The sequence below is a fragment of the Domibacillus robiginosus genome (assembly GCF_000966195.1).
Taxonomy (GTDB): Bacteria; Bacillota; Bacilli; order Bacillales; family Domibacillaceae; genus Domibacillus; species Domibacillus robiginosus.
The window spans coordinates 1-22,163 of record NZ_LAHL01000036.1 but is presented as its reverse complement, the minus strand read 5'-3'; the positions used below and the strand labels follow the sequence as shown (position 1 = coordinate 22,163).

Below are 22,163 nucleotides of genomic sequence, written 5' to 3'. Positions count from 1 at the left end.
GGAAAAAGAACCGATGGCTTGCATCGGTTCTTTTTTTATTAATGATCCTGTCGAAACCAGCCTTTGCGCCAGAAAAATATAAACATTGATAAAGAAATTCCAGCCATTACGCCCAGCACAATAAAGTAACCGTAACGCCAGTGCAGCTCCGGCATATAATCAAAGTTCATCCCATAAATACCAGCAATGAATGTAAGCGGCATGAAAATAGTCGTAATCACAGTCAGGGTCATCATAATACTGTTCATTCGATTTGAATTAACGGATAAGTAACTGTCACGCATATCTTTTGTCAGCTCTCGGTTTGATTCAACAATTTCCGTCAGCATTAAAAGGTGGTCATAAATGTCTTTAAAATACACTTTGCTTTTTTTACCCATTCGAACACGGTCCGAATTCAAGACCCGATAAAGCAGCTCCCGCATCGGGAAAATAATCCGGCGCAGCTTTAATAATTCTTTTCTGATGTTAAATAAATCATCGGTGCTGGCTTGATCTGCGTCTTCTGCTTCCAACTGAATTAAGCTGTCTTCAATTTGATAAACACTTGGAAAAAAGTGATCAACCACTTTGTCAACAAGATGATATAAAACCTGGACCGGGTTCAGGTTTTTGATTTTTTTTGCATCCAGCAGGCGGTCCCATACTGTGTCGATTTCAACTGATTTTTTTCGGTGAAACGTTACGATATAATTGGCACACCAAAAGATATCGATTTCCTCCGGGTCGAGGGTTTTTTGGTTGACGGACTGGATAATCATAAAATTATGATCTTCATAGTAATCGAGCTTTGGGCGCTGAATAAAATGCAGGCAGTCTTCAATGGCCAGCGGGTGAAATGAGAAAAAATCCTGTAAAATCGTCGTTTCATCGTTGGTCGGCTGATCAAGATCCACCCAGTACCAAAGAATATTTTCTCCCTGAAGGTCCTGGAGCGGAATATTATGCAAAACAGTCTGGTCAACTGTAATGGCAGCGGTTCGGATCATACGTATCACCTTCTTTTAAGAATAAGCCATTAACAGTATACAGCATATTGGCATGTTTGTGAGGGCGTAAGGGCGGGAAAGGATTGAGCGGATTTCCATCCATTTAAAAGGAGTGTTCCAGGTTATGTTTATTGAAACAGCAAAAGACGTAAAGTTATTTGCGAATGATATAGATGAAGGAAAGTCGGTTATTTTTCTACCGGTCTTCAAGTAGGAGGTCATTCCACAATCAAGTCTGCTGTAAGCACTTCGGGATGAGGATTTGCGAATGGATCTCGGCAGTATAAATGTACCGACTGCTATTTTTCACGGAAAAAAAGATCAAATTTGCCCGTATGAATTTGCAGAGGAAATGAATAAAGGTATTCCAAATTCACATATTGTTCCATTTGAACAAAGCGGCCATGGTTCATTTTGGGACAAACGTGAGAAGTTTTCAGGGGAACTTATCCGATTTTTAAACAGCTAACCATGAGCGGGAAAAAAGCCTTTGCTGATTGTATTTGAATCAGTAAAGGCTTTTTTGGGTAAGGATGAATAAAAAAGGAGGATGCTCTATGAACGAAAGGTATGCAGATTTAGCCGAAACTGCGATAGAATCTATTGAAAAAATAGCAGGCACACACCCGGGCTGCCGCCGGGCACATGCGAGAGGCAGCTTTTACAAGGCTGTTTTCACTCCAAATGGACAGGCAGCTCCGTACACAACAGCCGCGCATTTACAGCGGGAGCCGGTGAAAGCAGTCGTCCGCTTTTCTGATAGTTCACCCAATCCAAACATGCTTGACGGCTTTTCTCCAGTCAAAGGGATGTCTGTTCAATTTCACCTTCCAGACGGACAAGTAACTTATTTAGTAGGTGTTAATGTGCCTGTTTTTTTAACAAAAACGCCGGAAGCCTTTGTAGAGATGATGAGGCTTGCAGCAGAAAAACCAGGCCCATGGGATCTGGTGAAAATGTTCACTGACTATCCAGAAGGCAAAGCCGCTTTTCAGATTTTCAAACGATTGAAGCCGTTCGTAAGCTACTCAACAAGCCGTTATTTTCCTATTCATACATTTTACTTTATCAATCAAGCAGGAGACCGCTATCCGATAAAATATGAATGGACACCAGACCAATCGTTCAGCAAAGAAGCGGTAAAAGAAGCTGTCACTCACCCGGCGGATTACTTGGAAAAAGAATTAGAAGAGGAGCTGCCTGTTGGTTTTACCCTTTCTATTATTCTAGGAAAACCGGAAGATGCCGTGGACGATTCAACTGTACTCTGGCCTGAAGAGAGGAGCAGAGTTCTCGTCGGCCGCCTGGAGATAAAAGAAAAACTCACCCATCCCAATGACCAGCTCCTATTCGATCCAACCATACTGCCGGCTGGAATAGAATGCTCTGATGATCCTGTTTTGCATGCCCGCAAGGAGATATATACTGCTTCATTCAAACGCCGCTCAAGAGGTCTGTAACACAAATGAAATAAAATTGTCTCCAAAAAAACGTTAAAATGAAATAAATATAACCGATGTATAGATTAAAAGCGGCATATATTTGAATGGAGGCAACAAAGTGAAAAAATGGACGATGTTTATGGCAGCATTGTGCCTGGTTCTTTCTCTGCTGGGCATTCAAGCACCTGTTCAAGCAGCAGGATTTAAAGATGTTCCACCGCGTGCAGTTAAGGAAGTTAATTACTTAACCGAAGGAAAAATTGTCTATGGAGTCACGTCAACATCATTTGTCCCAGAAGCAACGTTAACACGGGCACAGGTGGCCATTTTTGTTGGCCGTACGCTGCAGCTGGACGGACATCAGAGAGAGACCCGGTTTGCTGATATAGGAAAAGGAAATACAGCGTCCGGCTATATCGAAGCACTGGCTGATAAAGGGATCATGACTGGTACCCCGGAAAACAAGTTTTTTCCATCTAAAGCAGTCACACGTAGTGAGATGGCTGTTATTTTAAAAAGAGCATTCAGTTATTCCGGTGATGCTGAACAGGCACTTTTAAAGCTCGGAATTGCAAGCGGGATGGCCGATGGCACGTTCGGCTCAAGCAAAACGATCACTCGTGCAGACTTTGCTGTGTTTCTGGCACGTGCTGTTAATCCAGCTTTTCGTTTAAAGCAAACAGCGTCTTTTGATTCCCCGCTTGTCTCGACAGTAAACAATTTAAATATTCGCACCGGCCCGTCAACGAACTATGCATCAATCGGCAAGATTTCAGGCAACACAAAAGTAACAGGTGCTCATTCAGTCGGCGGCTGGACTTATATTCAAACGGGCGCCCTTACTGGGTTTGTCAGCTCGTATTATTTACGTTCATCGGCAGGAGGCGCCGTGACTTCGCCAGCGCCGGCTCCGTCACCAGACAACCATTCTGCTCTTGCCGGACAAACGATTATTTTAGACCCGGGTCATGGCGGCAAAGACCCTGGAGCAGTCGGCAATGGATTAAATGAAAAAGATGTAGTTCTGAAAACCGGACTTCAGGTAAGGAACCTTTTAAAGCAAACACCGTTTACTGTAAAAATGACGCGGTCCTCCGATGTATTTATTGAGCTGATCGATCGTTCTAAGTTTGCGAAAAATGAGAATGGCGATATTTTTGTCAGTATTCATGCGAATGCAGCCTCGCCTGCTGCAACTGGTACAGAAGCCTATTACTATGCAGCTGGAAATCAGCATGTAGCAGACAGTAAGCTTCTGGGCGAAAAAATTCAGGCGCGTATGATTGATGCATGGGGGCTTCGCGACCGGGGCACAAAGCCAGGCAATCTTTCTGTTCTCCGAGAAAATAGCATGCCGGCAACACTTCTTGAGCTCGGCTTTATTACAAATGCTGAAGACGCTGCGAAGATGGCGTCTGATGCCCAAATGAATAAAATGTCCATCGCGATTTATAATGGTATCCTTGATTACTACAAAGCAAAAGGATTCAATGTCAGCACCTATTACAAATAAAAAATGGCTTCCGTTTCGTACGGAAGCCATTTTTCATCGAAAGGGGATTGTCATGGTTCGCATTCAAAAAAGGGGAACATTATATCAGCTTTCTTTTATGCCATCCTTGTTTCCGGTAAATTGCTATATCGTTGAGGAAGAGAAATCTCTTACTTTGATCGATGCGGCGCTTCCATTTAGTGCAGCAGCCATTATGAATATGGTTAAACAATTGGGCAAGCCAATCGGGCACATTGTGCTGACGCACGCTCATGAGGATCATATTGGCTCTGTCGATAAACTCAAAGCGATTATGCCTGATGTGCCGGTTTGTATCTCTGCACGTGATGCCCGTATTTTGCAGGGGGACTTGTCGATTGATGCACACGAAGCGCAAAAGCCAGTCAAAGGCGGAGTGCCAAAAAGAATGCGGACACGTCCAGACGTAGAGCTGGAAGCAGGAGATCGAATTGGTTCACTTGAAGCTGTTTTTACGCCGGGCCATACACCTGGTTCCATGTCATTTTTGGACACACGAAACAAACATCTTATTGCGGGGGACGCTTTTCAAACGCGTGGAGGCACAGCGGTTGCCGGCACATTGAAACCAATGTTCCCGTTTCCTGCATTTGGAACATGGGATAAGCAAACAGCGATTGAAAGTGCGAAACAGATCGAATTCCTTCGGCCGTCTTTGCTTGCTTCGGGTCATGGATATGTGATTTCAAATCCGGAAAGTGCCATTCGTCAGGCGATTGGCGAAGCAGAGAGAAAACTAAGCTAAAAAAGCGAAGCCCAAAGCCGGCTTCGCTTTTTTGCGTTTGCGAAAAAGAAATCCCCCCTTTATAATGGAAGAATCGAACGTTTGTTTTAACGATAGGAGGAAACGCTATGCAGGCGATTATTGCTGAAAAAGCATCCCAGGCACAGGCGCTTGCCGCTCCATTTCGCCATGTGAAAAAGGGAACGCACATTGAAATTGCCCCGTGTGCCACTTTTCCAGATGGTGCACTGCTTGCCTGGTGCAGCGGTCATTTGTTTGAAATCGTGCCCCCGCATGAAATGGATCCTAAATTAAAGCGCTGGCATCTTGAAACATTGCCGATGATTCCAGAAACCTTCAAATATAAAGTGATTCCATCCAAAACGAGCCGTTTCAAAGCAGTGAAGGATATCATCCGTAATCCAGCCGTAACTGAAATTATTTCCGCAGGCGACCCGGCGCGCGAGGGAGAGCTGATTGTGCAGCTTGTTGTCCGGATGTCCGGCATTAATAAGCCGATGCGGCGCCTGTGGGTAAGCAGCTTAACACCGAGGGCTGTGGAACAGGCTTTTGCCAACCTGCGTCCTATTGAAGAAACAATGCCGCTTTATCATGAAGCGATGGCACGCAGCTATGCAGACTGGCTGATCGGCATGAATGCCAGCCGTGCTTACACTCTTTTGATTCAATCCAAAACAAAGGGAGCAGGCCGGGACGTATATGCGGTTGGGCGCGTGCAGACACCAACACTCGCTCTTGTTGTGAAGCGGGAGCGAGATATTCTTGATTTTGTATCCAGGCCGTTTTATGAAGTTGTTGCTTCTTTTAAAATGGACAATGCCGTATACGAAGGAAAATGGGTGAAAGAAAAAGAAACACGCTTTGCTGAAAAAGAAGCAGCTGAAGCCGTTCGGGATGAATGTATAGGAAAAGAAGCAGAAGTCTTCAAGGTAAAAACAGAAAACAAACCGGTGCCGCCGCCTGCTTTTCATAGTTTGTCTACTTTGCAGGCGCTTGCGAACAAGCGGTTTAACTTTTCACCGAAAAAAACATTGGAAATCACACAGTCTCTGTATGAACGATCCCTTGTAACCTATCCCCGGACCGACAGCAATCACGTAAATCCGGAAGAAGCGGCGGCATTTCCGGCCATTTTAAGCAAGCTGTCTGCCTTAGAGCCTTATAAAAAATGGGCGTCCGAAACAACGCGTTCTATTATGTCGGATAAACGTTATGTGGATTCTAAAAAAGTAAGTGACCATTACGCCATCCTCCCAACGGAAAAAGTGCCGGCGTTCGGTTCTATAAGCGGAGACGAACAAAAGATTTATGATATCATCGTCCGTTCATTGATTGCTGCTCATTACGAACCGGCTTTGTTTGCCCATTCTACGATTCAAACAGCCATAGGTTCTCATATGTTTATCACAAACGGAAAACGGCTGATCGAGCCAGGCTGGCGTCCAGTTCTGTTTGAAAAGGAAAAAGATGATGTATTGCTGCCGGAAGTAAAAGAAGGGCAAAGAGGAACAGCCGAGGATGTAAAAGTAGTGGAAGGAAAAACGGTTCCGCCCAAGCGTTATACAGAAGGGGAACTGATTACAGCGATGAAAAACGTTGGCTATACGATGGATGATAAAGAGCTCGGCAGTGTGTTAAAGTCTGTTTCGGGCCTCGGAGAAGAAAGCACGCGTTCCAATATTATTGAACGGCTGAAACAGCTTGACTATATGAAGGTAGAGGAACATCGTGTTGTACCCACGGCCAAGGCATTCGTTTTAATGGATGCTGTGGACAATACGCTGCTTGCTTCACCAGAATTGACGGGCAGATGGGAGCAGCGTTTAAAAGAAATCGGCAAAGGAAAAGCGCCGGCAAATGTGTTCATTGAACAGTCGAAGCGGCTTGCCCAGAAAATTGTGCAGGATGCGGTAGAGCATTCCAGCAGCTGGACATTTGATGCACCAGCTAAGCAGGAACCAAGCAGCAATCAGCCGCTTGGTTCCTGCCCAAGATGCAGCAGTCCGGTTGTTGATAAAGGGAAGTTTTATGGCTGTTCTGCGTATCAATCATCAAAATGCGGTTTTATACTCAGCAAAAAAATGCTCGGTAAGTCGATCAGTGCAACGAATATGAAAAAGCTGCTGAAAACTGGAAAAACAAATTTAATCAAAGGCTTTAAAGGAAAGCGGCCGTTTGATGCATATCTTATTTGGAAAGATAAAAAGGAAGGCACTGTTCAATTCCAATTTAAAACGCAGCGGTCCAATTAAACAGCGGTTTTGCCAATCGGCAAAACCGCTGTTTCACATTAGGAATGGGCACGCCATAGGAGCCATTGTTCATAAATAAGTGCTGTAATGGTGCCGGTCAAAAGTCCGTTTGACAAAATGGCAGAAAGGGCTGCCGGGAGCTCGGACACACTTTCAGGCGGAAGAAACATAAACCCCACACCGGTCATCAGCCCAATAGCTGCTACTTTAAGCGATTGTTCTATATGATCGGCGCTGTTCAGCTCGTAAAAGGCCATCCGCACCATGCCTGTGAAAAGAACAAAGGTGACTGCATACGCTACAGGAGCCGGCAGTGAAGACAGTACGAGCATAGCTGAAGGAAAACAGGTTACCGCGACAATTAGGAAGCAGCCTAAGGCAAAAGGCCAGACCGAGCGCATTTTCGTTGCGGAAACAAAGCCGGCAGCGCCAGAGATCGGTACAGGACCGACCGCAGAAAAAACGCCGGCCATCAAGTGATTAATGCCGGCAAAAATGCCCGCCTGCCGAATACGATTAGGCGCTTGCTGCCCGAATTCACGTTTTAATGTACCTTCCATAACACGAATGGAGGCCATCATATTGGCGACGAGCAGGAGGGTAATAAAAAACGAGGTGACCAGCATCCCGCCGTCAAAAACGGGCGGACCGAATGCAAAGATATCCGGCAGTGAAAAAACAGTATCACTCTCACTAGAAGGTAGATGGCTTTTTCCAATCAGACCAAAAAGCATCCAGCCTGTGCCGATGGAAATTAACACAGAATACCGACGTACAAGCGGGTTTCGATGACCGGTGATCCAAAAAGTAAAACCAAGGGTGAGCAGGCTGCCGAGAACAACAATAAGATCTATGCGACCTTCTTCGTTTGGTAGACCCATCATGCCTTTTACGAAGGTGCCGCTCAGCTGCAGGACGAGCAGTAAAAGGTAAACGAATGTAATCGTTGGCGTAAACAAGCTCTTCATTCGGTTCACCAGTCCAGAAACTGCAAAAAGAACAAATAAAACACCAGCATACAGCATGCCGCTTTGTAGTACCTGAAGTGTAGATTCAGAATTGGAGTATAAAATACCCGAGAAGCCTGCATAAATAGTGAATACACCCCACCATAGTCCGGCAGGCCCTTCGTTAATAGGCAGCTTATGGCCGAACAGGCTTTGTAGAATTCCAGCAGCGCCGAGTACAAGCATGGTGCGCTGAACAAACTCTGCCGTTGCAGAAGCATCCAGGTGAAACAGTCCGGCAATCGCGACTGGTGCAGCAATAGACGAGGCAATTAAAAACACCGCCCATTGAAGTGAACCTGCTGCGAGTTTTATCATGAGGCAAAAATCCCTTCAACATCCTTTTTTTCATTGTATCATACGTAAAAGATGCTGTTTACAGCAGGGTTTTGATAAGATAAAGAAAAAAAGGTCTCAGGGGGCTGGAATGAAAACACTGATCAATGTAAAAGTAAACAAAAAAGCGGCAGTAAAGCTGCGGGCAGGATATCCGCTGCTGGAAAAAGAAGCGGTTGAAAATGTCAAAGTGCTCAAAAAAGAAGGAGACATCCTCCGCATTTTAGACGATAAGAAAAACTATATTGGTACTGCCTATTACGGTGTGCAAAATAAAGGGATCGGCTGGATTATTACACATGAGCCAGAGGAATATATAGATACTCCTTTCTTCGTCAGAAAAATAGAAGCAGCCCTTCAGCATCGTAAAGAGCTGATGAAAAATCCAGATACCAATGCTTTTCGGGTGTTTAACGGTGAAGGAGATGGAATTGGCGGTTTAATTATCGATTATTACGATGGCTTTTATGTGATCCACTGGTATAGCGAAGGTATTTATTCGTTTCGAAAAGAGATTCTGGCCGCCATGCGAGAAAAGCTTCAGTTCAAAGGGATTTATGAAAAAAAACGTTTTGATCAAAAGGGCCAGTACATTGAAGACGATGATTTTGTAGAAGGAGAGCGCGGGGAGTTTCCAATGATGATCAAGGAAAATGGTGTGAATTTTTGTGTCGATTTAAATGACGGCGCCATGACGGGCATTTTTCTTGACCAGCGGGAAGTAAGAAATGCAATTCGAACCAGGTATGCGGAAGGTGCGAAAATGCTGAATATGTTTTCTTATACAGGCGCATTTTCAGTTTGTGCTGCACTGGGAGGTGCCGAAAAAACAACAAGCGTAGATGTAGCTAATCGGAGCCGGTCGAAAACCGTCCAGCAATTTGAAGCAAATGACATTGATGCTTCCGAGCAGGAAATTGTAGTAGACGACGTATTCCAGTATTTTAAATACGCTGCACGTAAAAACCGCACCTTTGATCTTGTTGTGGTTGATCCGCCAAGCTTTGCAAAAACAAAAAAACGAACGTTCAGTGCTGCAAAAGATTATCCAAAGCTGCTCGAAGAAACGATTCAGTTAACGAAGCATAATGGAATCATTGTTGTATCCACAAACAGCAGCGCTGTGGATGTAAAAACGTTTAAAAAGTTTATTAAAACAGCCTGCAAAGAGCAGGGAGTTTCCTACGAAATTCTTGAGCAATACGGGCTGCCAGAAGATTTTCGAACAATCGAAACTTTTCCTGAAGGTCATTACTTAAAGGTGATGTTTGTAAAAATTAAAAAGAAATAAAAAATGGCTTCCGTGCACGGAAGCCATTTTTACGAGGCAAGGAAGTGCCAGAGCTGGCGCTTCTTCTTTTATGTAACATAATATAAGAAGATGATGGAAAAAGGAGCGATCTACATGAATAAGAAGCCGGTCATTTTTGCCCATCGCGGTGCGAGCGGCACCCATCCGGAAAACACAATGGTGGCTTTCGAGGCAGCGGCCGAAAAAGGGGCAGACGGCATTGAACTTGATGTTCAAATGACACGTGACGGAGAAATTGTCATTATTCATGATGAAACCGTCAAGCGGACAACAAATGGCAGAGGTGCAATTGCACGGATGACGATGGCTGAAGTATCTGAGCTCGATGCAGGAAGCTGGTTCAGTCCGGTCTTTGCAGGTGAAAAAATTCCGACGCTCGATGAATTTTTTACATGGGCAGCAGGAAATCATCTGCAAATCAATATTGAATTAAAAACTAACAAAGTGCCTTATCACGGTATTGAAAAGCAAGTACTTGATTTGATTGAAGCATATAACATGCGAGGGAGAGTAATTATTTCCTCATTTAATTTCGACAGTATTAAACGGGTGATAGAGCTGGATCCTTACATAGCAGTCGCCGGTCTTATTTGGAAAATTCGCCGGGATGCACTGGCAAGGGCGAAGGATCTTGGATTGACAGCTCTTCACACGCAGGCATCATATGCATTCAGCAATTATGGGAAGGAAGCCGTTGATAGTGGCATGCTGCTTCGTCTTTATACGATTAATCATCCAAAGGAATGGCAGCGGATCAAAAACAGTGGTATACCTGTGGAAGCCCTTATTACTGATTTTCCCGAGCGGTTTTCTTAACGCTTTGAGCGGCCGATCGTTGTAAATTTAATGCCACACCCGCATAAAGTGCTATGCTTTAGCTTTTTCATAGCCATTTGGCAGTCAGGACAAATTTGAGTTTTTTTCAACAAATATTCACCCCTTTTCAAAGTAAAGAGGTATCCGCCAGCAGGCGGCATACCTCTTTTTTTATTTATTGAGCGGGAACAGCAAGGCCGAGGCCTTCTGCAATACGTGTACCGTATTCCGGATCTGCTTTATAAAAATGGCTGATCTGACGAAGCTTAATGTCTTCACGTTCCACTGGCTTCATAGCTCCAACAATATTATTTACAAGGCGTGTACGCTCATCTTCAGACAATAAGCGGTACAAGTCACCTGCTTGTGTGTAATGGTCGTCGTGGCTGTAGCTGTGTTCTCCTGCAAAGCCTTCTACCTCAAATGGTGTCAGCTTCGCTTCCGGTGTTTCAACAGGTCCACCGAAGCTGTTTGGCTCGTAATAAACAGACTTTCCGCCATTGCCGTCAAATCGCATTTGACCGTCACGCTGATAATTGTGGTATGGGCATTTTGGCGAGTTGATCGGTAGTGTATTATGGTTGGCCCCTACACGATAGCGATGCGCATCTGCATAAGCAAACAAGCGGCCTTGAAGCATTTTATCCGGAGACGGCTCGACACCGGGAACGAGCGTACCTGGTGAGAACGTAGCTTGTTCTACTTCTGCGAAATAGTTTTCTGGATTGCGGTCCAGTGTCATTTTACCAACTTCAATGAGTGGATAATCTTTTTGTGACCACACTTTTGTTACATCAAATGGATCCCATTTGTACGTATTGGCATCTTCAAACGGCATAATTTGCACATACAGCGTCCAAGATGGGAAATCGCCATTGTCAATTGCATTAAACAAATCTTCTGTATGATAATCAGGGTTTTCACCTGCTAGTTTCGCTGCAACATCTACATCCAGATTTTTTACACCTTGATCTGTTTTAAAGTGATATTTCACCCAGACAGCTTGTCCTTCAGCGTTTACCCATTTAAATGTATGGCTGCCAAATCCATGCATATGGCGAAGCGTTGCTGGAATACCACGGTCAGACATTAAGATTGTCACCTGATGAAGGGATTCAGGTGATAAAGACCAGAAATCCCAAACCGCTGTAGGATTTTTCAAATGCGTCTGCGGATGGCGCTTTTGTGTATGAATAAAGTCAGGGAATTTAATCGCGTCACGAATGAAAAATACAGGTGTGTTATTTCCGACAATATCATAGTTGCCTTCTTCTGTGTAAAATTTCACCGCAAAGCCGCGTGGATCACGGACCGTATCAGCTGAGCCAAGCTCACCGGCAACCGTTGAAAAGCGGATAAACATCGGCGTACGTTTGCCTGCCTGGGATAAAAAGTCTGCTTTTGTATACTTTGAAATGTCATTGTTTGTTACTTCAAAATAGCCATGCGCACCGGCGCCTTTTGCGTGAACAACACGCTCAGGTACACGTTCACGGTTAAAATGAGCGAGTTTTTCAAGTAAATGAACATCTTGTATTAAAGTAGGACCGCGATGTCCCGCTGTTTGTGAATTTTGGTTATCACCAACTGGAGCACCCCAGCTAGTTGTTAAACGATTGTTTTTTTCGATCAAACAAATCACCTCATCGGTTAGTATTTTATTTATATTTAAATGATAACACTTCTCAAACGAAAGTCAATATTTAATTATAATAATTATTATTAAAAATAATTTCTAATATGATAATATATTTTTATTTTCTCATCAAATTTTAATGGTTTTCTTAGAGAGCGCTAACATTCAGCGGTTATTGTAAAGAAAACAAAAAGGAGGAGAAAAAATGAAAGTAGTAATGATTCCATCAGGCTTTAAAGAATGCCTGGACGCGGACAAGGTAGCAGAAGCGATGGCTGCGGGAGCAAAGCGGTCTAATGAAAGCACCCAACTGGAGCTTCAATTTATCATTTTACAAACATGAAAAAGAAGATCTCGCACCCTGTCGCGCCAGCCGAGAATCCGTAACCGCTAAAACCAGGAAATGATAACAAAGACGGGGACAATCCCGAATACGATGATCGGTCTAAATTATGTAAGGAAAGGAAGTAGTGATGAACTGCTTCCTTTTTGTTGTTTTCTTTCTCTATGAAGAAGTCCATTCGCCGCCGTTTACATGGAACGTCTGACCGGTGACAAACCGGGAATCATTCGAAGCAAGGTAAACATAAGTGGGAGCCAGCTCAAATGGCTGTGCCTGGCGATCCATGAGATTGTCAACAAGCGGAACCTGGTCTGCTGAAAAGCTTGCCGGAATAAGCGGTGTCCAAACACGCCCGGGTGCTACAGCATTTACGCGTATTCCCTGGCCGGCCAGGTTATTGGCTAAAGCGCGTGTAAAACCGATATTGGCAGCTTTTGTGGCTGTATAATCAATCAATTCTTTGTGCCCCCGGTAAGCTGTAACAGAAGAAGTATTGATAATAGAGCTGCCAGCTTTTAAATGAGGAAGCGCCGCCCGTGTTGTATAAAAGTGTGAATAAATATTAATTTTAAAGGTCAGGTCAAATTGTTCATCCGTAATATCAAGCAGACTCAACTGCTGAAACTGAATGCCGACATGGTTACACAGTATATCAAGCCTGCCAAAAGCTGATATGGTTTTTTCTACAATAGCAGTACATTGTTCTTTTTTGCCTACATCACCAGGCAGCAGTAAACAACACTGGCCAAGGGCTTCAATTCGGTTTTTTGTCCGCTGGGCATCTTCATGTTCATCCAAATAGGAGATAGCCACATTTGCTCCTTCCTTTGCAAAAGCAATGGCCACAGCGGCGCCAATTCCGCTGTCTCCACCCGTGATTAATGCCGTTTTTCCCCGCAGCTTTCCGCTGCCTTTTTCATTTGGATTTTCTACAATAGGTCGGGGAACCATCCATTTTTCCAGTCCTGGTTGCCGATGCTGTCTTTGTTCCGGGACGGTAAGAGAAACATCTTCATATTGTGTTATTTTCCCCCAATTTGGGTAAAGAGGATACGACTGTTGAGATTCGTCTCGTTTTTTTTCTTTGTCATTATTCAAAATGGAAAAACCCTCCTTGTTAAAAAATAACCTATCACACTGTATGTAAGATAGGCGTTTGTGGTGAATGTCTTAAACGGCTGCGAAGCGGGAGTCCATTTGCAGAAAAATTGAATAAAGTAAGGGAGAACCAAAAGAAGGGAGGAAGCTGGGTATGCAGGCTTTTGAAATAAACGGCCAGGTTAGGCTGCTGCTTGTACAACAGTCTAATGAAAAAGAAAAAATTATTTATACGGCAGATGCTGCAAGTATTCAAGTACCGAAAATTGGCACAAGACCCCCTTATTACTGCAATCCGCGTTATGGGTGGGTATATCCCGTAATATAAAAAGAGCCTTTCGTTTTCTTAAATAGTTTGTCCGGGCAGAGGAATACTAATCGGCGTATGGTAAACAGCAAAAAAGGAGGATGGCAAATGGATCAACAGATGACATATGGCAGTGATTACAAAGTCATTCCCGCCACTTCTATAAAAAGCGGTGATTCCGTCGAAGTGTTACCGGGTATTATCTGCCACACAATTCAAATCGTGAATATTTGCCTGATCGAAGACTCAAAAACCGGAGATTTCGTTTTAATTGACGCAGGAATGCCCGGGTCTGCTGAAGAAATTATTTCTGTAGCGGAAAAGCGTTTTGGTCCTGACAGTCGCCCAAAGGCGATCATCTTAACGCATGGCCATTTTGACCATGTAGGGGCTGTGATTGAATTGATAAAACATTGGCAGGTGCCGGTTTATGCACACGAACTGGAAATGCCGTACTTAACGGGACAAAGACCATATCCTAAACCAGACGCGACGGTAGAAGGCGGCATGGTAGCGAAGATGTCACCGCTGTTTCCGCGTGAGGCGATTAACCTGGCCGAGAATGTCAGAAGCCTTCCCACTGATGGAACGGTTCCGCATCTGCCGGATTTTCGGTGGGTTCACACACCGGGTCATTCTCCGGGGCATATATCGCTGTTCCGGGAAAAGGATCGTGTTTTGTTGGCAGGCGATGCATTCATAACGGTTAAACAGGATTCTTTTTATAAAGTGGTGACACAAAAACAAGAGCTAAACGGCCCTCCGCGGTATTTGACGACCGACTGGGAAGCTGCGAAAAGTTCTGTAGCGGCATTGGAGAAGCTAAAGCCGGCTGTCACGATAACAGGCCACGGGCGCCCGATGAGCGGCAGCGAATTATCGGATGGATTAGCTCTACTTGTTCAGGAATTCGATCAAGTAGCCATTCCTGATTACGGAAAATATGTCGAAAAGAAACAAGAATAAAAAGCGGTCTCTTTGCCCAAAGAGACCGCTTTTTTACATAAATATACTTAAAAAGGCACCGCCGAATGCACCGACCATAACGACCACCCAGGCAGGCAGTTTCCAGTGTGCCAGCAGGCTGAATAGAATAGCGGCAAAAACAAAGTCAAGAGGGCGAGTGATACTGCTTGTCCAAATGGGCATATAAAATGCAGCAATCAATAAACCGATAACTGCCGCGTTTACACCCATCAGTGCGCCTTGAACAGCAGGTCTGCGACGAAGTTTATCCCAAAAAGGAAGGATACCGAAAACAAGTAGAAACGCCGGAAGGAAGATGGCAGCTGTCGCGAGCAGCCCGCCTTTCCAGCCATCGATCACGGCACCGATATAAGCGGCAAATGTAAAAAGCGGCCCCGGCACAGCTTGAGCAGCTCCATAACCGGCTAAAAACTGTTCAGCTGTCAGCCAGCCCGCTGAAACAAATTCTCGTTCTAAAAGAGGCAAAACAACATGCCCGCCGCCGAACACAAGCGCACCGCTACGATAAAAGCTATCAAACAGTGCCAGCCAGTCCAGCCCCGTCGCCTGGCGAAGCAAAGGAAGACAGACGAGCAAAGCAAAGAAAAGCAAGAGACAGGCGATACCAAATGCCCGGGAAAGGGGGAAAATAAAAGGACGAACCGTCTTTGAATCATGTTTTGGATAAAGAAAAAAGCCGATTAAAGCAGCCGCTGCAATGACGAGTACCTGTACAAACACAGCCTGCCAGAGCAAAACGACTGCGAGTGCAGCGAGCACAATGGCTTTCCGCTTAAGGTCCGGGGCTAATTTTTCTGCCATTCCTAAAATAGCATGAGCCACGACCGCTACCGCTACAAGCTTTAATCCGTGAATCCAGCCGGTTTCCGCTATGTTTCCTCCTTGCAAAAGAAGAGCAAACAAAATGAGTGCTATAACAGAAGGAAGCGTAAAGCCGAGAAAAGCCAGCAAGCCGCCAATCACACCGCCTCGTGCAGCACCAATACCAATGCCGACCTGGCTGCTTGCCGGGCCGGGAATAAATTGACAGAGAGCGACCAGGTCAGCATAGCTCTGTTCATCTATCCACTTTCGTCTGCGCACATATTCCTCGTGAAAATATCCCAAGTGAGCTGTGGGGCCGCCGAAAGAAGTCAGCCCAAGCCGGGTTGATACAAACAAAATTTCCCATAATGTCCTGGCGTTTATCTTTTTCATCGTTTACTCCTTTGGTTTCAAACAAAGTGTTTTATTTAAATTAGCATGACTGTCCGGTTCCTTCAAGAAGTGCCGAGAAACCTTTACAAAATATTAAAGATAAATGGTTTTGCATATGGAAGCAAAAAGAAAAGGTGTCGTGCAGCCAGTTTAGTTTTTCTAGATCATTTGATCAGAATTTTGTCGTTGGTTGCTATTTTAATATATTGAATGCCATATAAAAACCATCCTGCAGGCAGGATGGTTTTTATTGTATAAACAGCTATTTATTTAATAAGATCTGAGCGGCGCAGAATAGGATAAATGACAACACCTAGAAGGAATAGTCCGATTCCAAGAGTAAAGGTTAGCCAGTCCGCTGTTCCTGATCTAATAACCCAGAGAGAGTACACAAGCGCAATTGCGGCAATGATTCCATGACGGATGCGCGCTTTATCGCCTGCTTCGTACGTTTCACCTTTTAAAGTAAGCTTTAACAGATACAGAGATGAAACCAGGTACGGAATCAAGTAAGCAAGCGTAGCTGACGTTGTTAAAAACGTGAATGCTTCGCTGATGGTTCCGGAAATCGTCGAGAAAATAAAAATTTGTGACATCGCATTTGTGACGGCTAATGAGCGAGACGGACTGCCTTTTTTATTCACTTTCGCAAAGAAAGCCGGGAAATTGCCTTCTTTCGCTGCAGTGTATGGTACCTCGGAGGCAAGCAGAATCCAGCCGATTGTGGAACCGAACAACGAGATCACCGCAAGCAGGGCCATCACAGTTGCCCCTGTATCGCCGATCAAAACAGAAAGAGCATCGACAAAGGGCTTATCAGACGACCTTAGGATATCCTGAGGCAGTACCCCCATCGTAATCAGGGTCAGCGCTATATAAATAGCCAGAGCAATAAGTAGGCCAAGAACCGTTGCGCGTCCAACATCACGCTGGGATTTTGCCCGGCCGGACAAGATAACAGCTGATTCAATTCCAACAAATGCCCAGAGCGTAGAAATAGCGGCCATATTTACTTGACTAAACAAGCCATGTATCTGGCCTTCGCTGTCTGTAATCGTTGTATACATTTCGCCAAAATTCGACATTTGAAAAGCGAACAAAGCAGCTGTGATAAACAGCAGAAACCCGATGACTTTTGAAGCAGTAGCGACAAAGTTTAACTTGCCGGCCGTTTGCATGCTTTTGATCAAAATAAAATGTGTTCCCCAAAGCAGTAAGCTGCAAATGATAAATGTAATTGTCTGCCCTACGGAAACTTGCTGAGAGCCAATTGTGAAAAGAAGATGTTCACTTCTCATAATCGGGAAAAACGTTGATAAGTAGCCTGCAAAACTTGTGATGATTGCGACATTGCTGATCCAGTTGGCGACCCAATAGCCCCATACCATTGAAAAGCCGGCCGTTTTTCCGTACTTTGGCGATTCAAACAACGACCGCGCGTAGCTTTGAGGGCCGCCTGTTAAGTCAGGCTTGCGAATTGACAATGTGCCAAACACGAGAGCAATCATTAGGACACCGAAACCAGTCAGCAGCCAGGCAATCGTTACACCAAGCGGGCTCGCGATCTGAGCCAGCGTGCTTGGCAGCATAAAAATACCGGAACCGACCATGTTTCCGACAACAATGGCGGTTAGCAGCCATAATCCCCATTTTTTATCCATTCCATGTTCCTCCTAAATAAAAAAACACAAATGCATGGGACATTTGTGTTTTATCTTTATAACCCTCATTTTTCTATCTCTTTATAGTTCTCCACAGAACAAATCTGTGACAGTTTTGCACCTATTCGATACAAACCCAGCCCAAAAGGAAAATGGATCTTTTGAACTTCGGCGAGCATTCCTTTCAAACACCATCATCAGCCCCATTTCGGCTTCTGGTGTTTTACTATTAATGATCGCAACCTCTACCTCATTGAGACAGCCATGAGGATTTGATATTCAATTTTTACAAACTTGAGAATAACAAATAATATTTAGCTATGTCAATATAATATGTAAATTAGCTATTTCAAATTAAAATATTTTTCTTATTGTTGTTATAATAAAAGCAATAGAATGTACGGAAGGTGCAGAAAATATGAAAAATAAAAAATCAACACAATCAAAGCATTTAGCCAGTACCTCACTTGCTATAATGGGCAGCGGCTTTATTGCCACTATTCCTTTTCAAGAAACAACATGGAGTGCCATCCTGCATGGTGGATTTGAAGCCGGTCTGGTGGGTGGTCTTGCTGACTGGTTTGCCGTGACGGCGCTGTTTCGTCATCCGATGGGCCTCCCAATCCCTCACACGGCTCTTTTGCCAAAAAACCGCAAAAAAATCGTGTCGGCCCTGGTGAATACATTAGAAAATGATTGGCTTTCAAAAGAAAGCATTCAACATAAGCTGCAAAATGTACGAGTGATGGAGAAAGTAATGCCGGTTATCCGAAAAGAAGTTTCCACGGAACCAGTCAAAAGGGAAATAAATACGCTTCTTATTCAAATAATCCATTCTATCGATGTAACAAAAATTGCGCCGCTTATAGAAAAAGAGCTGAAAAAAGCGCTGCGATCCATTGACACCGAACGCGTAATCGAGATGGCTGTAGAAGGACTGATTCGTTATCAATATGATGAAAAAGCACTTGATTACCTGCTGGACCGTATTGAGCAATGGCTTAACAAAAATGAAACAAGCCGCCAGCTCGGCCGGACAGCGCTGCGAGCTATCGAAGGCCTGGAGCTTGATGGGTTTATGCAATTTGCCCTTAAATCATTCCAGCAGATGTTAAATGAAGAAAAGCTGGGCAGTCTGCTGCAAAACCTGCTGCGGAACGCCCTGATGAATGTTAAGCGATCAGAAGATATGAACCGGCAGGCTCTTTTGTTGAAAGTGAAGGAAGAAATGCGCGGTATTACAGAACGGAAAGAATGGATGGATGTGATAGAAACGCGGAAAAAAGCCGCCATCGACGACTGGGAGCTTTCCGGTAAAATCGAGGAGATCTTAACATCTATTCAGCAAAGAACCTCTGCTTTTGTCGAGAGTGGCGAGTGTATGGAGTCCTATATTCTGCCTTTTATAAATCGAGCCATTGAAAGTGTGCAGAACGACACGGATAAAATGAACCGGATGGAAGCCTGGATTCAGCATCAAATCGGCATGCTTGTTGAAGAAAACCATTCGAAAATTGGCAAGCTGGTAGAAGAAAATTTAAATAAGCTGGATAATGAGACGCTTGTGAATATGATGGAAAACCATATTGGCAAAGACCTGCAATGGATTCGAGTCAATGGAGCTGTCTGCGGCTTTTTTATCGGCCTTGTGCTGGCTGGTGTTCAGGCGCTCGTGTAATATACTATTTTTTTCTTTACAGATATTTACGGTTCAACGTATGATGAAAAACAGTTGATTCTGACAAATGGGGGGAGCGGGAATGGCAGGACAGAAAAAAAAGCTGGAAGCAGAATTGAGTGAAGCGCTTATTAAGCTTCAGCGTGAATTGATCGGGCGTGGACCGCAGGAAACGAAAACGTATATCGTTCAGGATATGGTCATCGTCCGCTTCAAAGGTGTTATGACCGTAGAGGAAAAGCACTTGGCCGGCCACAAAGATGGGCGCAAGCTTGTGAAGGAGATGCGTCAGGTGCTTCGGGAGATGTATAGCAATCAGTTTGAAGAAATTGTGCAGAAGCATACCGGCTGTAAAGTGCTTTCAAGCCACAGTGATATGAGCACTAAAACCGGGGAGCGCATTGAAATATTTGTTATTGATCGTAATCTAGAAAAGGACATGACTGCTGACTAAAATGCTATTGACTTTAAAAAGTGGGCAGCGTAGAATGAGTTCATCAACAACAGAATGATCGGCCTAATCCCTCAATGGGAACGGAGGACCCAATTTTTTCGGGGCTAATTCCACGTTTTTGTGGAAAGGATGAGAGTACTCTTTCGCCATCCTGCCCGTCAGCTAACTTCGTCGGCTAAAGCGAAGGAGGTCTAAAGACCACCTTTATTCAGGGGGCTTTTTTTTGTGGCAGTACACTGCGGCGAAAGAGGGCAGCTTGAGCAAAAAGCAGGTCTTTTTATTGTGCCTAATTAAAAAACAGCTTGGAAGACAGAACGCAAAGAGGGCAGAAGTGCTTGCTGGGCGTTACGTAAACCAATGATGTTTTTTCATCTGCAGATCAGGAGAATTCTTTTCTTGTTTTTGCGTGGAAAAATTATCATTGGTTTTTTTCTGCGCAAAAACAGCAATAGTTGAGCTAAAACAGCGATATACACACTTTGAAACTGGATGGTGAATAACGTGGTCTCTTCTTTAAAGCGATTTTTAATTGGGCGTCCGTTAAAATCAACTGAGCTTGGCGAACAAAAGTTAAACAAAACAAAAGCTCTCGCTATTTTGTCTTCAGATGCCCTGTCGTCTGTTGCCTACGGACCGGAACAAATATTACTTGTTTTAATAACAATCAGTGCAGTCGCTTTTTGGTACTCGGTTCCGATTGCAATAGGAGTGCTTATTTTATTAACCGCATTGATTTTGTCGTACCGGCAGATTATTTTTGCTTATCCGCACGGCGGCGGAGCGTATATCGTTTCAAAAACAAACCTGGGCACCAATCCGGGGCTGGTGGCAGGAGGGTCATTGCTTGTTGATTATATTTTAACGGTTGCGGTTAGTGTATCGGCTGGTACAGATGCGATTACATCTGCTTTTCCAGCTTTGCATGAATATAACGTAATGATCGCTATTATATTCGTGGTGCTATTAACACTTTTGAATTTGCGTGGTGTGACCGAGTCTGCTTCCTTGCTGGCGTATCCGGTATATTTGTTTATACTTGCTTTGTTTATTTTGATAGGTGCAGGATTGTTCCGGATTGCAGCAGGAGAGGTGCCGCCTGAGCTGCACACGCCGGTTGGGACCCCGGTTGCAGGCATCAGCTTGTTTATTCTGCTGCGGGCATTTGCATCGGGAAGCTCTGCTTTAACGGGAGTAGAAGCGATTTCCAATGCGATCCCGAACTTTAAAAGCCCAGCGCCGGCCAATGCAGCCAAAACGCTGACAGCGATGGGTTTTCTGCTGGCTTTATTGTTTTCAGGTATCGTATATTTGGCTTACTACTACGGTATTACGCCGTTGGCGGAAGTAACTGTTGTTTCTCAAATTGCCGAGGAAACATTCGGCCGTACCTTTATGTATTTCTTTGTTCAGGGGACGACAGCTTTAATTTTGATTCTCGCTGCAAACACAGGATATTCCGCCTTTCCTTTATTGGCGGTGAATTTAGCAAAAGATAAATTTATTCCAAGAATGTTTACCATTAGAGGAGACCGGCTGGGGTACTCTAACGGTATTGTAATATTAGGCTTTGCTTCTATTCTTTTGATTATTGTATTTGGCGGGCATACAGAAAGCTTGATTCCACTTTACGCAGTCGGCGTGTTTATTCCGTTTACGCTTTCACAGACAGGAATGATGGTAAAATGGCTTCGTGAAAAGCCGAAAGGATGGGCCGTGAAATTTGTGATTAATACAATCGGGGCTTTGATCAGCTTTGTTGTCACAATCGTTTTCTTTTTAACAAAGTTTGCACAGGTCTGGCCGGTACTTGTGTTTTTGCCTATTATTATTTACCTCTTTCATCGGATTAACTTGCATTATGAAGCGGTCGGTGACCAGCTGCGTATGACCACATGCGAGCCTGCTATTCCGATCGAAGGGAATATTATTATTGTTCCCGTTTCCGGTATTACGCATGTAGTCGAAAACTCGTTAAACTATGCGAAGTCTCTTTCACCTGAACGTATTATTGCCGTTTACGTTGCATTTGAAAGAGAAGATGAAAAGAGATTTGAAGAAAAGTGGAATAAATGGCAGCCCGATGTACGGCTGGTCACCCTGCACTCGCAATACCGGAGTATTATTCAGCCGCTGACAAAATTTGTGGATACAGTGGAGCATAAGGCAAACGAATCCAATTACCAGGTGACTGTCTTGATTCCGCAGTTTATTCCGAAAAAAGGCTGGCATCATTTTCTTCATAATCAATCCAGTCTGCTCATCCGGGCTTTTCTGCTTTACCGTAGAAATGTCGTCGTTACAACGGTTCCATATCACTTGAAAAAGTAAAAAATGCCGCACAGCTCTGTGCGGCATTTCAGACTGTAGACAAA

19 protein-coding genes and 2 riboswitches are annotated in these 22,163 nt (G+C 44.3%); of the genes, 13 read left to right on the top strand and 6 right to left on the bottom strand.

Annotated features, from left to right (window positions below; translation table 11 throughout):
• Window positions 1-38: 38 nt before the first annotated feature.
• Window positions 39-989 carry a magnesium/cobalt transporter CorA gene (gene corA, locus VP97_RS16250; RefSeq protein WP_050183075.1) on the bottom strand — a complete coding sequence of 317 codons (951 nt, stop codon included), beginning with the start codon at window positions 987-989 and terminating at the stop codon, window positions 39-41.
• A 268-nt stretch (window positions 990-1,257) separates the two neighbouring features.
• Between corA and VP97_RS16245 the strand changes: the two genes are divergently transcribed.
• The 5 genes from VP97_RS16245 (at window position 1,258) to VP97_RS16225 (ending at window position 6,959) form a co-directional block, all read left to right on the top strand.
• Window positions 1,258-1,458, top strand: coding sequence for an alpha/beta fold hydrolase (locus VP97_RS16245; RefSeq protein ID WP_050183074.1), 201 nt, complete (start codon window positions 1,258-1,260; stop codon window positions 1,456-1,458).
• A gap of 88 nt (window positions 1,459-1,546) precedes the next feature.
• On the top strand, window positions 1,547-2,449 hold the full coding sequence (locus tag VP97_RS16240; protein WP_050183073.1) for a catalase: 903 nt from the start codon (window positions 1,547-1,549) through the stop codon (window positions 2,447-2,449).
• A gap of 100 nt (window positions 2,450-2,549) precedes the next feature.
• Window positions 2,550-3,944: an N-acetylmuramoyl-L-alanine amidase gene (locus tag VP97_RS16235; protein WP_245629912.1), complete on the top strand. Its 1,395-nt coding sequence runs from the start codon at window positions 2,550-2,552 to the stop codon at window positions 3,942-3,944.
• Window positions 3,945-3,996: 52 nt separating this feature from the next.
• The gene (locus VP97_RS16230; RefSeq protein WP_050183098.1) at window positions 3,997-4,707 is read left to right on the top strand and encodes an MBL fold metallo-hydrolase; all 711 of its coding nucleotides are present in this window, start codon (window positions 3,997-3,999) and stop codon (window positions 4,705-4,707) included.
• A gap of 107 nt (window positions 4,708-4,814) precedes the next feature.
• Window positions 4,815-6,959, top strand: a complete 2,145-nt coding sequence (locus tag VP97_RS16225; protein WP_050183071.1) for a type IA DNA topoisomerase — start codon at window positions 4,815-4,817, stop codon at window positions 6,957-6,959.
• Window positions 6,960-6,997: 38 nt separating this feature from the next.
• Here the strand turns inward: VP97_RS16225 and VP97_RS16220 are convergent, their stop codons facing one another.
• The gene (locus VP97_RS16220) at window positions 6,998-8,284 is read right to left on the bottom strand and encodes a purine/pyrimidine permease (RefSeq protein ID WP_082220403.1); all 1,287 of its coding nucleotides are present in this window, start codon (window positions 8,282-8,284) and stop codon (window positions 6,998-7,000) included.
• A 109-nt stretch (window positions 8,285-8,393) separates the two neighbouring features.
• On the opposite strand from VP97_RS16220, the gene VP97_RS16215 reads away from it, so the two are divergent.
• Both VP97_RS16215 and VP97_RS16210 read left to right on the top strand, forming a co-directional pair.
• Window positions 8,394-9,593 carry a class I SAM-dependent rRNA methyltransferase gene (locus VP97_RS16215; protein ID WP_050183070.1) on the top strand — a complete coding sequence of 400 codons (1,200 nt, stop codon included), beginning with the start codon at window positions 8,394-8,396 and terminating at the stop codon, window positions 9,591-9,593.
• Between the two features lie 114 nt (window positions 9,594-9,707).
• Window positions 9,708-10,430: a glycerophosphodiester phosphodiesterase gene (locus VP97_RS16210; protein ID WP_050183069.1), complete on the top strand. Its 723-nt coding sequence runs from the start codon at window positions 9,708-9,710 to the stop codon at window positions 10,428-10,430.
• Between the two features lie 175 nt (window positions 10,431-10,605).
• Here VP97_RS16210 and katA read toward each other — a convergent pair whose 3' ends face one another.
• Window positions 10,606-12,060: a catalase KatA gene (gene katA, locus VP97_RS16205; RefSeq protein WP_156153530.1), complete on the bottom strand. Its 1,455-nt coding sequence runs from the start codon at window positions 12,058-12,060 to the stop codon at window positions 10,606-10,608.
• Between the two features lie 211 nt (window positions 12,061-12,271).
• Here katA and VP97_RS24365 point away from each other — a divergent pair, with 211 nt between their 5' ends.
• On the top strand, window positions 12,272-12,409 hold the full coding sequence (locus VP97_RS24365) for a hypothetical protein (RefSeq protein WP_216594932.1): 138 nt from the start codon (window positions 12,272-12,274) through the stop codon (window positions 12,407-12,409).
• Window positions 12,410-12,571: 162 nt separating this feature from the next.
• On the opposite strand, the gene VP97_RS16200 is transcribed toward VP97_RS24365, so the two are convergent.
• Window positions 12,572-13,507: an SDR family oxidoreductase gene (locus tag VP97_RS16200; RefSeq protein ID WP_050183066.1), complete on the bottom strand. Its 936-nt coding sequence runs from the start codon at window positions 13,505-13,507 to the stop codon at window positions 12,572-12,574.
• Window positions 13,508-13,661: 154 nt separating this feature from the next.
• On the opposite strand from VP97_RS16200, the gene VP97_RS24270 reads away from it, so the two are divergent.
• Window positions 13,662-13,835: a hypothetical protein gene (locus VP97_RS24270; RefSeq protein WP_172656797.1), complete on the top strand. Its 174-nt coding sequence runs from the start codon at window positions 13,662-13,664 to the stop codon at window positions 13,833-13,835.
• 87 nt (window positions 13,836-13,922) lie between these two features.
• Window positions 13,923-14,780, top strand: coding sequence for an MBL fold metallo-hydrolase (locus VP97_RS16195; protein ID WP_050183064.1), 858 nt, complete (start codon window positions 13,923-13,925; stop codon window positions 14,778-14,780).
• Window positions 14,781-14,813: 33 nt separating this feature from the next.
• Here VP97_RS16195 and chrA read toward each other — a convergent pair whose 3' ends face one another.
• Window positions 14,814-15,998 (bottom strand): chromate efflux transporter, encoded by a 1,185-nt coding sequence (gene chrA, locus VP97_RS16190; RefSeq protein ID WP_050183063.1) that lies wholly within the window; start codon window positions 15,996-15,998, stop codon window positions 14,814-14,816.
• 266 nt (window positions 15,999-16,264) lie between these two features.
• On the bottom strand, window positions 16,265-17,659 hold the full coding sequence (locus VP97_RS16185) for an amino acid permease (RefSeq protein ID WP_050183061.1): 1,395 nt from the start codon (window positions 17,657-17,659) through the stop codon (window positions 16,265-16,267).
• Window positions 17,660-17,735: 76 nt separating this feature from the next.
• Window positions 17,736-17,915: riboswitch (Lysine riboswitch) on the bottom strand.
• A 162-nt stretch (window positions 17,916-18,077) separates the two neighbouring features.
• Here VP97_RS16185 and VP97_RS16180 point away from each other — a divergent pair.
• From VP97_RS16180 to VP97_RS16170, 3 genes are all read left to right on the top strand, one after another.
• The gene (locus VP97_RS16180; protein WP_050183059.1) at window positions 18,078-19,337 is read left to right on the top strand and encodes a DUF445 domain-containing protein; all 1,260 of its coding nucleotides are present in this window, start codon (window positions 18,078-18,080) and stop codon (window positions 19,335-19,337) included.
• Between the two features lie 82 nt (window positions 19,338-19,419).
• The gene (locus tag VP97_RS16175) at window positions 19,420-19,791 is read left to right on the top strand and encodes a Na-translocating system protein MpsC family protein (protein ID WP_050183058.1); all 372 of its coding nucleotides are present in this window, start codon (window positions 19,420-19,422) and stop codon (window positions 19,789-19,791) included.
• A 50-nt stretch (window positions 19,792-19,841) separates the two neighbouring features.
• A riboswitch (cyclic di-AMP (ydaO/yuaA leader) is annotated at window positions 19,842-19,983 on the top strand.
• A gap of 309 nt (window positions 19,984-20,292) precedes the next feature.
• Entirely contained in the window at window positions 20,293-22,119 is a 1,827-nt protein-coding gene (locus VP97_RS16170) for an APC family permease (protein WP_050183057.1), read from the top strand.
• The last annotated feature ends 44 nt before the right edge of the window (window positions 22,120-22,163 follow it).

Excerpts from the sequence above, each read along its gene's own strand:
- corA (WP_050183075.1), bottom strand. The coding sequence starts at position 989 with ATGATCCGAACCGCTGCCATTACAGTTGACCAGACTGTTTTGCATAAT.
- VP97_RS16245 (WP_050183074.1), top strand. The coding sequence starts at position 1,258 with ATGGATCTCGGCAGTATAAATGTACCGACTGCTATTTTTCACGGAAAA.
- VP97_RS16240 (WP_050183073.1), top strand. The coding sequence starts at position 1,547 with ATGAACGAAAGGTATGCAGATTTAGCCGAAACTGCGATAGAATCTATT.
- VP97_RS16230 (WP_050183098.1), top strand. The coding sequence starts at position 3,997 with ATGGTTCGCATTCAAAAAAGGGGAACATTATATCAGCTTTCTTTTATG.
- VP97_RS16225 (WP_050183071.1), top strand. The coding sequence starts at position 4,815 with ATGCAGGCGATTATTGCTGAAAAAGCATCCCAGGCACAGGCGCTTGCC.
- VP97_RS16220 (WP_082220403.1), bottom strand. The coding sequence starts at position 8,284 with ATGATAAAACTCGCAGCAGGTTCACTTCAATGGGCGGTGTTTTTAATT.
- VP97_RS16215 (WP_050183070.1), top strand. The coding sequence starts at position 8,394 with ATGAAAACACTGATCAATGTAAAAGTAAACAAAAAAGCGGCAGTAAAG.
- VP97_RS16210 (WP_050183069.1), top strand. The coding sequence starts at position 9,708 with ATGAATAAGAAGCCGGTCATTTTTGCCCATCGCGGTGCGAGCGGCACC.
- VP97_RS24365 (WP_216594932.1), top strand. The coding sequence starts at position 12,272 with ATGAAAGTAGTAATGATTCCATCAGGCTTTAAAGAATGCCTGGACGCG.
- VP97_RS24270 (WP_172656797.1), top strand. The coding sequence starts at position 13,662 with ATGCAGGCTTTTGAAATAAACGGCCAGGTTAGGCTGCTGCTTGTACAA.
- VP97_RS16195 (WP_050183064.1), top strand. The coding sequence starts at position 13,923 with ATGGATCAACAGATGACATATGGCAGTGATTACAAAGTCATTCCCGCC.
- chrA (WP_050183063.1), bottom strand. The coding sequence starts at position 15,998 with ATGAAAAAGATAAACGCCAGGACATTATGGGAAATTTTGTTTGTATCA.
- VP97_RS16185 (WP_050183061.1), bottom strand. The coding sequence starts at position 17,659 with ATGGATAAAAAATGGGGATTATGGCTGCTAACCGCCATTGTTGTCGGA.
- VP97_RS16180 (WP_050183059.1), top strand. The coding sequence starts at position 18,078 with ATGAAAAATAAAAAATCAACACAATCAAAGCATTTAGCCAGTACCTCA.
- VP97_RS16175 (WP_050183058.1), top strand. The coding sequence starts at position 19,420 with ATGGCAGGACAGAAAAAAAAGCTGGAAGCAGAATTGAGTGAAGCGCTT.